The sequence below is a fragment of the Pseudomonas sp. PSKL.D1 genome (assembly GCF_028898945.1).
Lineage (GTDB): Bacteria > Pseudomonadota > Gammaproteobacteria > Pseudomonadales > Pseudomonadaceae > Aquipseudomonas.
Map to the genome: position 1 here is coordinate 4,050,253 of NZ_CP118607.1, position 16,004 is coordinate 4,066,256.

The 16,004-nt window shown below is 61.9% G+C and carries 15 protein-coding genes; 6 read left to right on the forward strand and 9 right to left on the reverse strand.

Annotated elements, in window-relative coordinates; genetic code table 11:
- The first annotated feature begins 290 nt into the window (after window positions 1-290).
- Complete coding sequence (gene rmf, locus PVV54_RS17845; RefSeq protein ID WP_003248687.1) at window positions 291-506, forward strand: ribosome modulation factor; 216 nt, start codon at window positions 291-293, stop codon at window positions 504-506.
- A gap of 97 nt (window positions 507-603) precedes the next feature.
- Here rmf and PVV54_RS17850 read toward each other — a convergent pair whose 3' ends face one another.
- Window positions 604-1,626, reverse strand: coding sequence for a quinone-dependent dihydroorotate dehydrogenase (locus PVV54_RS17850; RefSeq protein WP_274906531.1), 1,023 nt, complete (start codon window positions 1,624-1,626; stop codon window positions 604-606).
- 129 nt (window positions 1,627-1,755) lie between these two features.
- On the opposite strand from PVV54_RS17850, the gene PVV54_RS17855 reads away from it, so the two are divergent.
- The 4 genes from PVV54_RS17855 to PVV54_RS17870 all read left to right on the forward strand — a co-directional run bounded on the left by PVV54_RS17855 (window position 1,756) and on the right by PVV54_RS17870 (window position 6,616).
- Entirely contained in the window at window positions 1,756-2,958 is a 1,203-nt protein-coding gene (locus PVV54_RS17855; RefSeq protein ID WP_274906532.1) for a CmpA/NrtA family ABC transporter substrate-binding protein, read from the forward strand.
- An 11-nt stretch (window positions 2,959-2,969) separates the two neighbouring features.
- On the forward strand, window positions 2,970-3,545 hold the full coding sequence (locus PVV54_RS17860; protein ID WP_274906533.1) for an ANTAR domain-containing response regulator: 576 nt from the start codon (window positions 2,970-2,972) through the stop codon (window positions 3,543-3,545).
- 192 nt (window positions 3,546-3,737) lie between these two features.
- The gene (locus PVV54_RS17865) at window positions 3,738-4,949 is read left to right on the forward strand and encodes a nitrate/nitrite transporter (protein ID WP_274906534.1); all 1,212 of its coding nucleotides are present in this window, start codon (window positions 3,738-3,740) and stop codon (window positions 4,947-4,949) included.
- Entirely contained in the window at window positions 4,949-6,616 is a 1,668-nt protein-coding gene (locus PVV54_RS17870; RefSeq protein ID WP_274906535.1) for a bifunctional protein-serine/threonine kinase/phosphatase, read from the forward strand. Before PVV54_RS17865 ends, PVV54_RS17870 begins: the two co-directional genes overlap by 1 nt.
- Before the next feature lie 74 nt (window positions 6,617-6,690).
- Here PVV54_RS17870 and PVV54_RS17875 read toward each other — a convergent pair whose 3' ends face one another.
- From PVV54_RS17875 to ppsA, 8 genes are all read right to left on the reverse strand, one after another.
- A complete protein-coding gene (locus tag PVV54_RS17875) occupies window positions 6,691-7,731 on the reverse strand; it encodes an OmpA family protein (protein ID WP_274906536.1) in 1,041 nt (346 codons plus the stop codon).
- 110 nt (window positions 7,732-7,841) lie between these two features.
- The gene (gene sigX / locus PVV54_RS17880) at window positions 7,842-8,408 is read right to left on the reverse strand and encodes an RNA polymerase sigma factor SigX (RefSeq protein ID WP_003248665.1); all 567 of its coding nucleotides are present in this window, start codon (window positions 8,406-8,408) and stop codon (window positions 7,842-7,844) included.
- 113 nt (window positions 8,409-8,521) lie between these two features.
- Window positions 8,522-9,346 (reverse strand): mechanosensitive ion channel family protein, encoded by an 825-nt coding sequence (locus PVV54_RS17885; RefSeq protein ID WP_274906537.1) that lies wholly within the window; start codon window positions 9,344-9,346, stop codon window positions 8,522-8,524.
- Between the two features lie 2 nt (window positions 9,347-9,348).
- Window positions 9,349-9,600: a CrfX protein gene (locus tag PVV54_RS17890; RefSeq protein WP_274906538.1), complete on the reverse strand. Its 252-nt coding sequence runs from the start codon at window positions 9,598-9,600 to the stop codon at window positions 9,349-9,351.
- A gap of 90 nt (window positions 9,601-9,690) precedes the next feature.
- A complete protein-coding gene (locus PVV54_RS17895) occupies window positions 9,691-10,686 on the reverse strand; it encodes a zinc transporter ZntB (protein WP_274906539.1) in 996 nt (331 codons plus the stop codon).
- Between the two features lie 27 nt (window positions 10,687-10,713).
- The gene (rraA, locus tag PVV54_RS17900; RefSeq protein ID WP_274906540.1) at window positions 10,714-11,205 is read right to left on the reverse strand and encodes a ribonuclease E activity regulator RraA; all 492 of its coding nucleotides are present in this window, start codon (window positions 11,203-11,205) and stop codon (window positions 10,714-10,716) included.
- Between the two features lie 191 nt (window positions 11,206-11,396).
- On the reverse strand, window positions 11,397-12,389 hold the full coding sequence (locus PVV54_RS17905; protein WP_274906541.1) for an alpha/beta fold hydrolase: 993 nt from the start codon (window positions 12,387-12,389) through the stop codon (window positions 11,397-11,399).
- 168 nt (window positions 12,390-12,557) lie between these two features.
- A complete protein-coding gene (gene ppsA / locus PVV54_RS17910; RefSeq protein WP_274906542.1) occupies window positions 12,558-14,933 on the reverse strand; it encodes a phosphoenolpyruvate synthase in 2,376 nt (791 codons plus the stop codon).
- Window positions 14,934-15,109: 176 nt separating this feature from the next.
- On the opposite strand from ppsA, the gene ppsR reads away from it, so the two are divergent.
- The gene (gene ppsR / locus PVV54_RS17915) at window positions 15,110-15,928 is read left to right on the forward strand and encodes a posphoenolpyruvate synthetase regulatory kinase/phosphorylase PpsR (protein WP_274906543.1); all 819 of its coding nucleotides are present in this window, start codon (window positions 15,110-15,112) and stop codon (window positions 15,926-15,928) included.
- Window positions 15,929-16,004 lie beyond the last annotated feature (76 nt).

Consider the following 16,004-nt stretch of genomic DNA (forward strand, 5'->3'; position numbering starts at 1 on the left):
GAAATGACGTCAAACTTCAGCAAACCCCGATCATAGCGGGCCCAACCCCAAACAAGGTTGAGTCGCATTTATTTACTTATCCTCTCACCCTAGGAAAGGTTACGTGCTTATGACAAATCGATCATTCACAGCGTGACCTGCATTCGTTAGAACTGGTCTCAGGCCGCTTCGCAACGAGGCGGCACTTTCAGCCCGCCACGCCGGCAGCGGGCGCACACCGGCAGAAAGACTCTGCCCGGCCTCGGAGAGGCCGACGGGACATTACAGTCAACAAGTGAGGGCAACACCCTATGAGAAGACTTAAGCGTGATCCGTTGGAAAGAGCATATTCACGTGGCTACCAATACGGGGTCACCGGCAAATCCCGCGAACTTTGCCCCTTCAATCTTCCTTCTGTTCGCCAAGCCTGGATCAACGGCTGGCGTGAAGGTCGCGGTGATAACTGGGACGGAATGACTGGCACCGCTGGCATCCATAGACTCAACGAAAATCACGCCGTTGGCTGAACGAGGACACTGAATTCGAGTCACCATGCGCGCCCTATCCGGGCGGCGGGCTACGGCCCAGGGGCCCCTAGATGGGGCCCTTTTTTATTCCGTCAGATCAGCGAGGCATTGCCGCAATGGCATCCACTGCCTCACGAATCAGCGCCGGCCCTTTATAGATGAAGCCCGAATAGATCTGCACCAGGCTTGCACCGGCCGCAATCTTCTCGGCCGCATGGCGGCCTTCAGTAATACCGCCCGCCGCAATGATCGGCAGCTTGCCACCCAGTTCGCCGGCCAGCACCTTGACGATGTGGGTGCTCTTTTGCAGCACCGGCGCACCCGACAGGCCGCCGGCTTCACCGCCAAACGCCAGGCCTTCAACCCCTTCGCGCCCCAGGGTGGTGTTGGTGGCGATCACCGCGTCCATTCCCGACTCCACCAGCGCAGCAGCTACCAGCGCGGTTTCTGCGTCGCTCATGTCCGGCGCGATCTTGATGGCCAGCGGCACTCGCTTGCCATGCTCGGTGGCCAACTGCTCACGGCGCTCGGCCAGGGCATCGAGCAACTGCTTGAGCGAGTCGCCAAACTGCAGGCTGCGCAGGCCCGGAGTGTTGGGCGAGCTGACGTTGACGGTGATGTAGCTGGCTGCGCTGTACACCTTGTTCAGGCAGATGAGGTAGTCGTCCACCGCACGCTCGACCGGGGTATCGAAGTTCTTGCCGATGTTGATACCCAGCACGCCGTCATAACGCGAGGCCCGCACGCGCTCCAACAGGTGGTCGACACCCAGGTTGTTGAAACCCATGCGGTTGATGATTGCAGTGGCTTCGGGCAGGCGGAACAGGCGTGGCTTGGGGTTGCCCGGCTGCGGGCGCGGGGTCACCGTGCCGATCTCGACAAAGCCGAAGCCCAGCTGGGCGAAGCCGTCGATGGCCGCGCCGTTCTTGTCCAGGCCAGCGGCCAGGCCCACCGGGTTGGCGAAGTTCAAGCCCATCACGGTCACCGGCAATGCCGCCGGCTGCTTGCACAGCACGCCGTTGAGCCCGAGGCGGCCACCGGCGCCGATCAGGTCCAGGGACAGGTCGTGGGAAGTTTCCGGGGAAAGCTTGAACAGCAGCTGGCGGGCCAGGGTATACATGGGCGGGCAAGGCTCTGGGGAGAGTGAGGGGGCGATTATAGCCAGCGCGCGCCCGGCAGGACAGGGCCTTGGCACATGGGTTGCTACTTCCCTTGCACACAGCCTTATCAGTACGGGCGAGGACACCGCGTGAACACAGCACCCCTGGCCTGGGTCAACGGCAGCGATGCACCGGAAAAACCCAGCCTCGACATCGGTTTCATGGCCCTCACCGATTGCGCATCGGTGGTGGTGGCCGCCACCCAGGGTTTTGCCCAGCAACAAGGCCTGACCCTCAACCTCAAGCGTCAGGGCTCGTGGGCGGGGCTGCGCGACAAACTGGCCAGTGGCGAACTGGATGCCGCCCACTGCCTGTACGGGCTTGTGTACGCCGTTCACCTGGGCATCGGTGGCGTACCGGCCAGCGATATGGCCGTACTCATGGGCCTGAACCAGAATGCCCAGGCCATCAACCTCTCGCCTGCGCTGCAACGCAAAGGCGTGACCAGCCCTGAGGCACTGGCACGTCAGGTGCACCAGCATGGCGCACGACTGACCTTCGCCCAGACCTTCCCCACCGGCACCCACGCCATGTGGCTGTATTACTGGCTGGCCAGCCAAGGCATCCACCCGCTGCACGACGTCAACAGCGTGGTCGTGCCGCCCGCACAAATGGCCGCGCACATTCAGGCAGGACGCATCGACGGTTTCTGTGCAGGGGAGCCGTGGTGCGCCGCTGCCGTGGCCCAAGGCCAGGGCTTTACCCTGGCCACCAGCCAGTCGATCTGGCCCGACCACCCGGAAAAGGTGCTGGCCTGCGCCCGCCACTTCGCCGAGCAATACCCCAACAGCGCCCGCGCCTTGATCAAGGCGATCCTCGCTGCCAGCCGCTTCATCGAGCAAAGCCAGGAAAACCGCCGCAGCACTGCGCAATTGCTCAGCAGCAGTGCCTACCTGGACACTTCGGTGGAAAACATCGAACCACGGCTGCTTGGTGACTATCAAGACGGCCTGGGCAATCACTGGCAAGACCACCACGCCCTGCGCCTGTTCGACCAGGGCCGGGCCAACATGCCCTATCTGTCCGACGGCATGTGGTTCATGACCCAGTTCCGTCGCTGGGGCCTGCTGCGTGAAGACCCCGACTACCTTGCCGTGGCCACCCAGGTACAGCAACTGGGGCTGTACCGGCAAGCCGCGCAAGCGCTGGGCATTGCTGCCCCCGACCTGCCCATGCGCAGCAGCCTGCTGATTGACGGCACGCGCTGGGACGGCAGCGCCCCCTACGCCTATGCCCGCAGTTTCCGTTTACATGCCTTGGGTGACTCACCCGATGCCCGTGTGGGTTGCTGAGGGCCATGGCCATGCTGCGAATTCTGCTGATAGACGATACGCAAAAGAAGGTGGGGCGCCTCAAGGCCGCGCTACGGGAAGCCGGGTTTGAGGTGATCGAAGCGCCGGATTTGACCATCGACCTGCCCGCCTGCGTCGAAACGGTGCACCCGGACGTGGTGCTGATCGATACCGATTCACCCGATCGGGACGTGATGGAGCAGGTGGTGATGGTCAGCCGCGACCAGCCACGTCCGATCGTGCTGTTCACTGATGAGCACGACCCGGGCGTGATGCGCCAGGCGATCAAGGCCGGGGTCAGTGCTTATATTGTCGAGGGCATCCATGCCGCGCGGCTGCGGCCGATCCTGGATGTGGCCATGGCCCGCTTCGAGAGCGACCAGGCGCTAAAAGCCCAGCTACAGGCGCGCGACCAGCAATTGGCCGAGCGCAAGCGCATCGAGCAGGCCAAAGGCTTGTTGATGAAGATGAAGGACTGCAACGAAGAGCAGGCCTATACGCTGATGCGGCGCCAGGCCATGAGCCGCCAGCAGAAGCTGATCCAGGTGGCCGAGCAGATCATTGCCATGCACGAGATGCTTGGTTAGTTGAAAGGAATGCCCGCTCCCACACTGATCGCATTGCAAAGCTGGCCCGGCTTTTGCTGCATGAACCTCACCGGTAGCCAACGGCGGTTGCCCCAGTCAACTCCCCGACAAAGACGTCGCTCTCCCTCCCCATCAGTGGGCCGGGTAGCGGCGTCTTTTTTGTTTCCGTCGCATTACCGAGTGAGGTGTTCAATGAGTGCCAGCTTCTGGAAATCCGGGCATGTGCCCACGCTTTTTGCCGCGTTCCTGTACTTCGACCTGAGCTTCATGGTCTGGTACCTGCTGGGTCCGATGGCCGTGCAGATCGCCGCCGACCTGCAGCTAAGTACCCAGCAACGGGGCCTGATGGTGGCCACGCCTATCCTCGCCGGTGCCGTACTGCGCTTTGCCATGGGCATGCTGGTGGACCGCCTCTCGCCCAAGACTGCCGGCCTGATCGGCCAAGTGGTGGTCATCGTTGCCCTGGCCTGCGCCTGGTACCTGGGCGTGCACACCTACGAACAAGCACTGTTGCTGGGCGTGTTCCTGGGCTTTGCCGGTGCTTCGTTCGCAGTGTCGCTGCCGCTGGCGTCCCAATGGTACCCACCACAGCACCAGGGTAAAGCCATGGGTATCGCCGGTGCGGGCAACTCCGGCACCGTGTTTGCTGCCCTGCTGGCCCCGGTGCTGGCGGTGGGCTTTGGCTGGAACAACGTGTTCGGCTTCGCCCTGATCCCGCTGCTGCTGACCCTGGTCATTTTCGCCCTGCTCGCGCGCAATGCCCCTGAGCGGCCCAAACCCAAGGCCATGGCCGACTACTTCAAGGCACTGGGCGACCGCGACAGCTGGTGGTTCATGTTCTTCTACAGCGTGACCTTCGGCGGCTTCATCGGCCTGGCCAGCGCCCTGCCCGGCTACTTCAGCGACCAATACGGCCTGAGCCCGGTGACTGCCGGCTACTACACCGCCGCCTGCGTATTCGCCGGCAGCCTGATGCGCCCCCTTGGCGGGGCACTGGCCGACCGTTTCGGCGGTATTCGCACCCTGTTGGGCATGTACAGCGTGGCAGCCATCTGCATTGCCGCCGTGGGCTTCAACCTGCCCAGCGCCGCCGCTGCCCTGGCCCTGTTCGTCAGTGCCATGCTCGGCCTGGGCGCTGGCAACGGCGCAGTGTTCCAGTTGGTACCGCAACGCTTTCGTCAGGAGATTGGCGTAATGACCGGCTTGATCGGCATGGCCGGCGGCATTGGCGGTTTCCTGCTGGCGGCCGGGCTTGGCACCATCAAGCAGCACACCGGTGACTATCAGCTGGGGCTGTGGCTGTTCGCCAGCCTGGGGATCCTCGCCTGGTTCGGGCTGCATGGCGTGAAACAGCGCTGGCGCACCACCTGGGGCTCGGCGGCGGTCACCGCGGCTCGGGTCTGATGAGCCTGCAACTGAGCTTTGCCCAAGCCAGCGCCACAGGGCCACGCGCAGAAAACCAGGACGCCCTGCGCCTGGTGACCCCGGCACCAGAGCTGGCCGCCAGCAAGGGCTACCTGTTCGCCCTTGCCGATGGCGTCAGCCAGTGCGCCGACGGTGGCCTGGCGGCGCGGGCCAGCCTGCAGGCCCTGGCCATGGACTACTACGCCACGCCCGCCACCTGGGCCGTGGCCCAGGCGCTGGACCGCTTGCTGATTGCACAGAACCGCTGGTTGCGTGCCCAAGGCAACCAGCCACTGCTGACCACGCTCAGCGCCCTGATACTGCGAGGGCGCAGGTTTACCCTGGCACACGTCGGCGACTGTCGCGCCTATCGCTGGCATGACGGCCGCCTGCATTGCCTGAGCGAGGACCACGTGTGGGACCAGCCCGGGATGCACCACGTGTTGAAGCGCGCACTCGGCCTCGACCAGCACCTGCTGGTCGACTATCTGGACGGTGAACTGTACGCTGGCGAATGCTTCCTGCTGCTTAGCGACGGTGTCTGGGCCAGCCTTGGCGACCAACACATCCAGACCGTGCTACGCGAGCAGCCTGACCTGCAGTTGGCCGTCGACACGTTGGTTGCCAGCGCCCATCACAATGGCAGCCAGGACAATGCCAGCGCCTTGCTGGTAAGGGTCGATCAATTAGGCGAGACCAACCTTGGCGATACCTTGGCTCAGCTGCAGCAATGGCCTCTTCCCGGCGTGCTGCGGGACGGCCAGGCCTTTGACGGGTGGCAGGTGGAAACCTGCCTGGCCCGCAGCCGCCAGTCACTGCTGTATCGGGTGCACGATGACCAAGGTCAGCCATGGTTGTTGAAAACCTTGCCCACCGAACGCGAACAGGAGCCACTGGCGGCTCAAGGGCTGATGCTGGAAGAGTGGTTTTTGCGGCGCGTTGCGGGCCGGCATTTCCCTGAAGTGCACCCGGCCAGCCAGCGCCAGCACTTGTACTACGTGATGCGTGAGCACAAGGGGCGCACGCTGGCCAGCCAGTTTGACGACCAAGGCCCGCTAGCATTGGGCCACTGGCTGGAGGTCGCTCGTCAACTGCTGCAGGGCGTGGGCGTGCTGCACCGGCGCAACTTGCTGCATCGGGATATCAAACCTGAAAACCTGCACCTGGGAGAAGACGGTCAACTGCGCCTGCTCGATTTCGGCCTCGCCTATTGCCCGGGCCTGACTGAAGACCCGCAGCACGAAGTGCCAGGCACGCCTTCCTACATTGCGCCGGAAGCGTTCGACGGCCAGCCACCGAGCCCTCGCCAGGATCTGTATGCCGTTGGCGTGACGCTGTATTACCTGCTGACCGGGCACTACCCCTACGGCGAGGTGGAAGCCTTTCAGCGCCCTCGTTTCGGGCAACCGGTAAACGCGGCACGCTATCGCCCTGATGTGCCTGAGTGGCTACAGCACAACTTGCAGCAAGCAGTGGCGACCGACCCGACACAGCGGTTTGAAACAGCGGAACAGTGGTTGCTGTTGCTTGAGCGGGGGGACCGGCAGGAAGTCAATAACCGGCCCAGGCCGTTGCTGGAACGTGAGCCGGTGAAAGTGTGGCGCACTTTGGCATTGGGGGCATTGCTGTTGAACCTGCTGTTGCTGATCGCTCTGTTCAGAGGATGAGGCATCGTTAACGCAAATCCCAGGCAAAGAAAAACCCGGCCGAAGCCGGGTTTTTCATTGAAGCATCAGGCCAATTACTTGGACTGGGCTTCTACCTGAGCTTCAACGCGACGGTTGACAGCGCGGCCAGCGTCGGTGGCGTTGTCGGCAACCGGACGGGTTTCGCCGTAACCAACCGAGTCAACACGGCTGGATTCTACGCCGTACTGCTGGGTCAGCACTTGCTTGACAGCGTTGGCACGACGCTCGGACAGCTTCTGGTTGTAAGCGTCTGGGCCGACGGAGTCAGTGTGACCTTCAACCACGGTGGTGGTTTGTGGGTACTGCTTCATGAAGTCAGCCAGGTTCTTGATGTCGCCGTAGCTGTTTTCTTTGACGACCGACTTGTCGAAGTCGAACTTGACGTCCAGCTCAACACGAACGACTTCGGCAACAGCCGGGCAGCCATCGGCGTCAACGGTGACGTTGGCCGGGGTGTCCGGGCACTTGTCGACGTTGTCGCAAACGCCGTCGTTGTCGCTGTCGGAGCAGACTTCGGCAACTGGAGCCGGAGCCGGAGCAGGCTGCTTGCCGCCGCTGCCACCGAAGTTCAGACCCACACCAACAGTCGGGCCCCACTCGGTGTTGCCGTTGTCGATGTTGTACATGGCTTCAACGCCGGCACGGGCGAAGAACATGTCGGTGATGTACCACTTGGCGCCAGCGCCTACGTTGGCAAAGGTGGAGTGGTCACGGCCGCTACGAGTGGCCTGGCCCAGGCTCTCGTGAGCGAAACCAGCGGAAACGTACGGACGCAGAGCATCGCCAACGGTACCGAAGTGGTAGGTAGCGTCCAGCTTGGCTTTGGAACCTTTGATGTCTTTGTTGAAGACTTCGCCACGAGCGTTGTGGGTCTCGTTGTAGCCGAGGTCCAGGGAGACGTCGTCGGTCAGGAAGTAACCCAGGCGAACACCAGGGTTGGTGCCGTCGTTCTTGAAGTTACGCTCGCTGTCGTAGTACTGCTTGGTGACGTTACCTTCGATCTCGACAGCGCCTTGGCCTTGAGCCAGAACGCCGAACGAAGTAGCAGCTACGAGCGAGCCAATGGCCAAGCCCAAGGTGTTTTTCAATTTCATCCGTTAAATCCCCATCTGGTGATAGTTAAGCAGTCCCACCAACATCCGGGGGACAACTCGACGGCAAGTCTAGCAGAACTCGCCGGTTGGTTAGAGACATTTGCTGCGGACTAAGTTTCATCCAGACCTGCAAATTTCTCTCTAAGCTTGTCTAGCGCGCGCTTGTAGCGCATTTTTGTTGCACTCAAACCCATATGCATGATATCGGCGATTTCCTGAAATTCCAGTTCTGCCACAAAGCGCAGCACGAGAATCTCACGGTCAATCGGGTTTACATGCACCAGCCACTTGTCCAGCCCGCCTTTTTCTTCCGGTTTCGGAGCCTTGTCTTCAGACGCCTCTTCTACAGGGTCAAGACTCAAGGCATCCATCAGCCGGCGTTTGCGTCGCTCCTTGCGGTACTGGGTAATGCACTCGTTGTAGGTGATGCTGTAGAGCCAGGTCTTGAACTTGGATTTGCCCTCGAAATTCTTCAGACCGTACAGCACTTTCAACATCACTTCCTGACAGACATCATCCGCATCGCGGTCGTTCCCCAAGTAACGTGCACAGACGTTGAACAGGGTCCGTTGGTAGCGCCGCATGAGTTCTTCATAGGCGCGGGTAACGTGGTACAGCTCTTCATGCGAACGCGCCACCAACTCCTCGTCGGTGAGCTCGCGTGGGTCATAACGCATGGGCGGCGATTGAACTTTTATCAAAACGGATCTGGCCGACAGTCAGGTCAATGGCGCCGCTCGGCCACATGGGCCGATTTTTGCGGCGGCATACATTAACAGCTTTTGTGCGGTTAGCGGCTATTGACACGCTGCTCAAGCAACACACGGTTAGACAATGACACTAGTTCGCCATCATCGGTCAGCAATGTAGTTTTGACCGTGCCGATTTCTTCGATTTGCCCTTCAACCTCTCCAATCCGCACCTGCTGGCCGACCTGGAAAAGTTCACGAACGTAAATGCCGGCCAGAATCTGCCCGGCAATTTCGCGGCTACCCAGCCCCATGGCCAGCGCAACCGCCAGACCAACGGTAATCAATCCGATCACGATTACATGGTTCAGCAGGTCGGTTTTCACCTCGAGCTGGCTGATGGCCACCGAAATGCTGATGATGATCACCAAGCCTTGGGTAATTCGCCCAAGCCCGGCGGAGTATTCCAGGCCAATGCCTTCTGCGGCACCGCGCACCAGGCCATTGGCCACCTGCGCAAGCAGCACGCCGGCCAGCAACACCAGGGCCGCGCCGAACACCTTGGGCAGGTACAGGGCCAACATGTCCAGGGTTGCGGAAACCCGCTCAAGGCCAAGGGACTCAGCTGCCGAAACAAGGAAGATCAGCAGCACGAACCAGTAGACGATCTTGCCGATCAGTGTAGAGATCGGCACCTGGATGCCGACCCGGCCCAGCATCTTGGTCAGGCCGGTACCGGCCATCAGGCGGTCAAGGCCGAACTTGGCCAGCAGTTTGGACAGCAGCGTATCGAGTAGCTTGGCAACCACAAAACCGAGCAGCACCACCACCAGCGCGCCGAACAGGTTGGGGATGAAGTTCGCCACTTTGGTCCATAGGGCGGTCATGGCAGTGACCAGGCTCTGGGTCCAGAGATCGAGTTCCATATTCAATCGGCCTTATCAGCTTTGCTGCCGCGGGCAGCGTTACGACGTACTGGCGCAACATGCGCCGAGCCATTGTTCACGGCAATCAGCAGCGCCTGGCTCCAGCGGCCAAGCAAGCTGAACAGATCGCCCGCACCAACCTGGCGGTTGGCGGTTTTCAGCACGCGACCCAGGCAGGCAGCGTCGTCACGGTCGTTGCCGGACGGCGATGCCTTGAGCAGGTCACGCAGGGATTCTTCAAACGGATCGTGCATGGGCACCTCGCGCAGTGTCAGTCAGAGACGAGGTGGCCGGGCGATGGGTCACACATGCGTTTGGTACGAATGTTTCAAAAAATGCCATCGTTACACCCAGCGCAGCCGACGGAACAGCCACATCTGCCCCACCGCCAACCCCAGCACGACGATGCAGGCGAACAGGAAGCCATAGGGGTTTTCCGCCCCCGGAATGCCGCCCACGTTGATGCCCAACAGGCCGGTGATGAAGCTCATGGGCAAAAAGATGCAGGTGATGATGCCGAAGCGATACATGGTGCGGTTCATGCGTTCCGCGCGGCGGCGGTCTTCGCTTTCGAGCACCAGCGCCGCCCGCTCGCGCGTAAGCTCGAGTTCTTCGAGGTAGCGGATCAGGCTGTTGTTCAGCTCGTTCCAGTAGTCGGCATCGGCGTCGGCAAACCAGCTCCATTTACTGCGCGACAGCTGGGCGTAGATGTCCCGCTGCGGGGCGAGGAACCGGCGCAGCCCGGCGGCGCGACGGCGAATTTGCTGCAGGCTGCCGTGTTCGGGTGTGTACCGTTCGTCGGCTTCTACCTTCTCTTCTTCCAGATCGACCAGCTCGGACAGGTCACTGACCAGCCCCTGAACCTTTTCGGTCAGCAACTCGCCCATCAGCAGCAACAGTTCGGACGCCGACTTCGGCCCCCTGCCCTCGTCGAGTTGCTGCAGCACTTCGTCACTGGCGCGCAGTGGCCGCAAGCGCAACGAGATCACCCGCTGCGCCTCGGCGAAGATACGCACCGACACCATGTCTTCAGGTTCGGCGCCGGGGTTGAGGTTGACCCCACGCAAAAACAGCAACAGCTGCTCCGCCGCCATCGGCAATAGCCGTGGCCGGGTGTTTTCTTCCAGCAGCAGGTCGCAGGCAAACTCGCTCAGGCCGCTGTCGCGCAGCAGCCAGGTACGGGTTTGCGGGTGGCTGCGGTCCCAGTGCAGCCACAGGCTCTCCTGTGGCTGCAACTGCAGGCCATCCAGCTCGGTTCGGGCGATTGAACGCGCGCCGCCTCTGCCATCGAGCACCAGGGCATGCACCAGCCCCCACTGCGCGTTGTCTTCCTCGAACATCAAAGCTCCATCAGCGCGTGGGGCGCATCACTCCGGCATTTTCAGCGGGGTTGGGGAAACGATTACACCGTTGTTGTCGGCGTACACGTATTCGCCCGGGCGGAACGTAACACCGGCGAAGGTCACGTTGACGTTGAGGTCGCCGATGCCGCGCTTGTCGGTTTTCATCGGGTGGCTGGCCAGGGCCTGCACACCGAGGTCGGTCTGGATCAGCACATCGACGTCGCGCACGCAGCCGTAGATCACCATGCCTTCCCAGCCGTTTTTGGCGGCCTTTTCGGCGATCATGTCACCCAGCAGCGCACGGCGCAGGGAACCGCCCCCGTCGACTACCAGCACTTTGCCCTTGCCGTCGAGCTCGGCCTGTTCCTTGACCAGCGAGTTGTCCTCGAAGCACTTGATGGTGACAATCTGGCCACCAAATGAGTCGCGGCCACCGAAGTTGCTGAACATCGGCTCCAACACCTGGACCAGGTCCGGGTAGGCGTCGCACAGGTCGGGCGTTACGTAATGCTGCATGGGAAACTCCTGTCAGTCACAACGAAAGCGGTTATCTGGCAAGGCTACACCGTTGGGGCGGGTGCAGTCATCTGCGACCGGATGGTCAATCGTAATAGCCTGTGCTGGCCTCATCGCGGATAAATCCGCTCCTACACGGCCCCTGTAGGAGCGGATTTATCCGCGATGAGGCCAGCACAGGCGAACCATGATCAACTGGCCGCCACCGCCTCGCACACGACTGTTGAGGTATGCACCGGCAACAACGGATCGCGCAACCACCCTTCAACCAGCGGCCAAACCTGCACCTGGGCAGCCTTGCTCACCAGCATGTCGACATGCCCGAACGCCTCAAAGCCCTCGTCACGCCCCAGCCGCAAAAACTGCTTGCGCTCACCACCCAACTGGTCAAACAGCTTGCGGCACGCCCACACCGGGTCTTGAAAATCCCCCGCGCCAGCAACCGCCAGCACCGGCACATCCACATCGGCAAGCCCGGCCCACCAGTCGTTCTGCTTGTCGCCAAAGCGCCCGAACAGGCCGTGCCAGCGCATGCTCTCCAGCACCAGGCCAATCGGCTCGTCTTCCGGGCCGCGCTTGAGGCGCGAACCCGAGATGTGCGCAAAACGCTTGAGCAGCAAACGCGCACCCCACGTTACCGGTGGCATTTTCAATGGCCAGTAGACGCGGCTGATCTGGGTGCCGAAGAAGGCGGCACTGGCCACCTGCTCAGGCCGCAGGAACCCGCCCCCCAACGCTGCCGCCAGGGTGGTGCCGCCCAGCGAATGGCCAACCCAGTGCGGCGCCCGCCCGGCCTTTTCCTGCACGAAACCGGCAATCACCGGTAAGTCATGACAGGCGTAATCGGCCACGCGATTGTGCCGCCAGTCGCGGTTGCGCGGCGACAGCCCGTGGCCACGCATTTCCGGGATCCACACATCGAACCCCGCGCGCGCCAGATAAGCGCCCAGGCCGATACCCTTGGGCGAGTACCAGAAACGCCGGTTGGAAAAACTGCCATGCAGGAGAATGACCGGCACGCCCTGGGCGCGGCCATGGTCGGCCAGGCCCAGGCGGGTGACCGCGATTTCGACGGTAGGGTCGGGGCTGTTGCCGGCCTTGATCCGGTACACGTCTTCGCTAAGGTCGCCGCGGCGCTCGGCGCTGAGCAGGGCCACGGGGTAAAGAGTGCTGCTGCTTTGCATGGGCTCACAAATATTCTGGGGTTGTAACGTAGGAGCGGCGGTTCGACGCCCCGGCTTGCCCCGCGAATGTGTCAGATCAGGCGTAACAGGTGCCTGATTTGACGCATTCGCGGGGCAAGCCGAAACGCCGAACCGCCGCTCCTACCAAGGGTTGTAGCACTCAGCGGATCAGGCTGCGCCCTGGCCCTCGGCCAGGAAGAACCAGGTTTCCAGCACCGAGTCCGGGTTCAGCGACACGCTTTCGATGCCCTGCTCCATCAGCCACTTGGCCAGGTCCGGGTGGTCCGACGGGCCCTGGCCGCAGATGCCGATGTACTTGCCGGCCTTATTGCAGGCGGCAATGGCGTTGGCCAGCAGCTTCTTCACGGCCGGGTTACGCTCATCGAACAGGTGGGCAATGATGCCCGAGTCACGGTCCAGGCCCAGGGTCAGCTGGGTCAGGTCGTTCGAACCGATCGAGAAGCCGTCGAAGTACTCCAGGAACTCTTCAGCCAGAATTGCGTTGGACGGCAGCTCGCACATCATGATCACGCGCAGGCCGTTGTCGCCACGGGCCAGGCCGTTTTCAGCCAGCAGGTCGACGACTTGGCTGGCTTCACCCAGGGTGCGCACGAACGGCACCATGATCTCGACGTTGGTCAGGCCCATCTCGTTGCGCACACGCTTGAGCGCGCGGCATTCGAGCTCGAAGCAGTCACGGAACGACTCGCTGATGTAGCGCGAGGCACCGCGGAAGCCCAGCATCGGGTTTTCTTCTTCCGGCTCGTACAGCTTGCCGCCGATCAGGTTGGCGTACTCGTTGGACTTGAAGTCCGACAGGCGCACGATGACCTTTTTCGGGTAGAAGGCGGCGGCCAGGGTGCTGATGCCCTCGACCAGCTTCTCGACGTAGAAACCAACCGGGTCGTTGTAACCGGCGATGCGCTTGTCGACGCTTTCTTTCAGCTCCGGCGGCAGGCCGGCGTAGTTCAGCAGCGCCTTGGGGTGCACGCCGATCATGCGGTTGATGATGAACTCCAGGCGCGCCAGGCCGACACCGGCGTTGGGCAGCTGGGCAAAGTCAAAGGCGCGGTCCGGGTTACCCACGTTCATCATGATCTTGAACGGCAGCTCCGGCATGGCGTCGACCGAGTTCTGCTTGATGTCGAAGCCCAGCTCACCTTCGAAGATGAAACCGGTGTCGCCCTCAGCGCAGGAAACCGTAACGCCCTGGCCGTCCTTGAGCACCTGGGTGGCATTGCCGCAGCCGACCACGGCCGGGATGCCCAGCTCACGGGCGATGATCGCCGCGTGGCAGGTACGGCCACCGCGGTTGGTGACGATGGCGCTGGCGCGCTTCATTACCGGTTCCCAGTCCGGGTCGGTCATGTCGGAGACCAGTACGTCGCCCGGCTGCACCTTGTCCATCTCGGACACGTCGTTGATCACGCGGACCTTGCCGGCGCCGATGCGCTGGCCAATGGCGCGGCCTTCGACCAGCACGGTGCCTTTTTCCTTGAGCAGGTAGCGTTCCATGACGTTGGCGCTGGCGCGGCTCTTCACGGTTTCAGGGCGGGCCTGAACGATGTACAGCTTGCCGTCGTCGCCATCTTTGGCCCACTCGATGTCCATCGGGCGCTGGTAGTGCTGCTCGATGATCATGGCCTGTTTGGCCAGCTCGTTGACTTCTTCGTCGCTGAGGCAGAAGCGTGCACGTTCGGCGCGGTCGACTTCGACGGTCTTGACCGAACGGCCGGCCTTGGCTTCGTCGCCATAGACCATCTTGATGGCCTTGCTGCCCAGGTTGCGGCGCAGGATGGCCGGGCGGCCGGCCTGCAGGGTGTTCTTGTGGACGTAGAACTCGTCCGGGTTGACCGCGCCTTGCACCACGGTTTCACCCAGGCCGTAGGCGCCGGTGATGAACACCACGTCGCGGAAGCCCGACTCGGTGTCGAGGGTGAACATCACGCCGGCGGTACCGGTTTCGGAGCGCACCATGCGCTGCACGCCGGCCGACAGGGCAACCAGCTTGTGGTCAAAGCCCTGGTGCACGCGGTACGAAATGGCGCGGTCGTTGAACAGCGAGGCAAACACTTCCTTGGCCGCGCGGATCACGTTGTCGACGCCGCGGATGTTCAGGAAGGTCTCTTGCTGGCCGGCGAACGAGGCGTCCGGCAAGTCTTCGGCGGTGGCCGAGGAGCGTACGGCCACGGCCATGTTGTCGTTGCCGTTGGCCATGGCGGCGAAGGCGGTTCGGATTTCCGAATCCAGACGGGCCGGGAAATCGGCCTCCATCACCCATTGGCGAATTTGTGCGCCGGTCTTGGCCAGGGCGTTGACGTCGTCAACATCCAGCGCGTCGAGCGCAGCGTGAATCTTGTCGTTCAGGCCACTTTGTTCAAGAAAATCACGGTACGCCTGAGCCGTCGTGGCAAAGCCGCCCGGCACCGACACGCCGGCACCGGCGAGGTTACTGATCATCTCGCCCAGGGATGCGTTCTTGCCCCCCACATGCTCCACATCATGGACGCCGAGCTTATCGAGGGAAACTACGTACTCTACCAAGGTGATCTCTCCACTAACTGTATTGGAAAAGCTCAAGGGCGCCCGCCTGCCTTTGTGACTTGGCCGGGCGCTTGTGGCCTGTACCTGGAAAATAAGTGAGAATGCCGACAGCCGCATTCGGCAAACCGAACCTATCATATCCAGAAAACGTCATCAGCTTAAGGCCCAGATCGCAAATGAAACGAACCGCGTTCTTCATCTCCGATGGTACCGGCATCACCGCCGAAACCCTGGGCCAAAGCCTGCTTGCGCAATTCGATAGCATTCCATTCAACAAATTCACCCGCCCGTACATCGACACGCCGGACAAGGCGCGCACCATGGTGCTGCAAATCAATACCGCTGCCGAGCGTGACGGCGTGCGGCCGATCATCTTCGACACCATCGTCAACCAGGACATCCGCGAGATCCTGGCCACGTCGAACGGCTTCATGATCGACATCTTTTCCACGTTTTTATCCCCGCTCGAGCAGGAATTGACTGCCCATTCGTCGTATTCCGTGGGTAAATCGCACTCGATCGGCGGTAATTCGAACTATATGGAGCGCATCGAGGCGGTCAACTTTGCCCTCGACAACGATGACGGCGCGCGTACCCACTACTACGACAAGGCCGACCTGATCCTGGTGGGCGTGTCGCGCTGCGGCAAAACCCCGACCTGCCTGTACATGGCCATGCAGTTTGGCATTCGCGCGGCCAACTACCCGCTGACTGAAGACGACATGGAGCGCCTGCAACTGCCGACGGTGTTGAAAAAGCACCACAGCAAGCTGTTCGGCCTGACCATCGACCCGGACCGCCTCACCGCCATCCGCCACGAACGCAAGCCCAACAGCCGCTATTCGAGCTTTGCCCAGTGCGAGTTCGAGGTGCGCGAGGTGGAAAACCTGTTCCGGCGGGAGAACATTCCCAACATCAATTCCACGCATTTTTCGGTGGAAGAGATTTCGGCGAAGATTCTGGTGGAGAAAGGGGTGGAGCGGCGGTTCAAGTGAACGCCTTTCAGTGTTTGTGGCTTGGGCTATCGAGCGCCGCCCGCGCGGCGCATCGCGGATAAATCCGCTCCTACAA

What these genes read in the sequence shown, in the direction of transcription:
- PVV54_RS17905 (WP_274906541.1), bottom strand. Translation starts at nt 12,389, where the DNA reads ATGCAAAGCAGCAGCACTCTTTACCCCGTGGCCCTGCTCAGCGCCGAG.
- rmf (WP_003248687.1), top strand. Translation starts at nt 291, where the DNA reads ATGAGAAGACTTAAGCGTGATCCGTTGGAAAGAGCATATTCACGTGGC.
- ppsR (WP_274906543.1), top strand. Translation starts at nt 15,110, where the DNA reads ATGAAACGAACCGCGTTCTTCATCTCCGATGGTACCGGCATCACCGCC.
- PVV54_RS17865 (WP_274906534.1), top strand. Translation starts at nt 3,738, where the DNA reads ATGAGTGCCAGCTTCTGGAAATCCGGGCATGTGCCCACGCTTTTTGCC.
- PVV54_RS17850 (WP_274906531.1), bottom strand. Translation starts at nt 1,626, where the DNA reads ATGTATACCCTGGCCCGCCAGCTGCTGTTCAAGCTTTCCCCGGAAACT.
- PVV54_RS17895 (WP_274906539.1), bottom strand. Translation starts at nt 10,686, where the DNA reads ATGTTCGAGGAAGACAACGCGCAGTGGGGGCTGGTGCATGCCCTGGTG.
- PVV54_RS17890 (WP_274906538.1), bottom strand. Translation starts at nt 9,600, where the DNA reads ATGCACGATCCGTTTGAAGAATCCCTGCGTGACCTGCTCAAGGCATCG.
- PVV54_RS17860 (WP_274906533.1), top strand. Translation starts at nt 2,970, where the DNA reads ATGCTGCGAATTCTGCTGATAGACGATACGCAAAAGAAGGTGGGGCGC.
- sigX (WP_003248665.1), bottom strand. Translation starts at nt 8,408, where the DNA reads ATGCGTTATGACCCACGCGAGCTCACCGACGAGGAGTTGGTGGCGCGT.
- PVV54_RS17875 (WP_274906536.1), bottom strand. Translation starts at nt 7,731, where the DNA reads ATGAAATTGAAAAACACCTTGGGCTTGGCCATTGGCTCGCTCGTAGCT.
- rraA (WP_274906540.1), bottom strand. Translation starts at nt 11,205, where the DNA reads ATGCAGCATTACGTAACGCCCGACCTGTGCGACGCCTACCCGGACCTG.
- PVV54_RS17885 (WP_274906537.1), bottom strand. Translation starts at nt 9,346, where the DNA reads ATGGAACTCGATCTCTGGACCCAGAGCCTGGTCACTGCCATGACCGCC.
- PVV54_RS17870 (WP_274906535.1), top strand. Translation starts at nt 4,949, where the DNA reads ATGAGCCTGCAACTGAGCTTTGCCCAAGCCAGCGCCACAGGGCCACGC.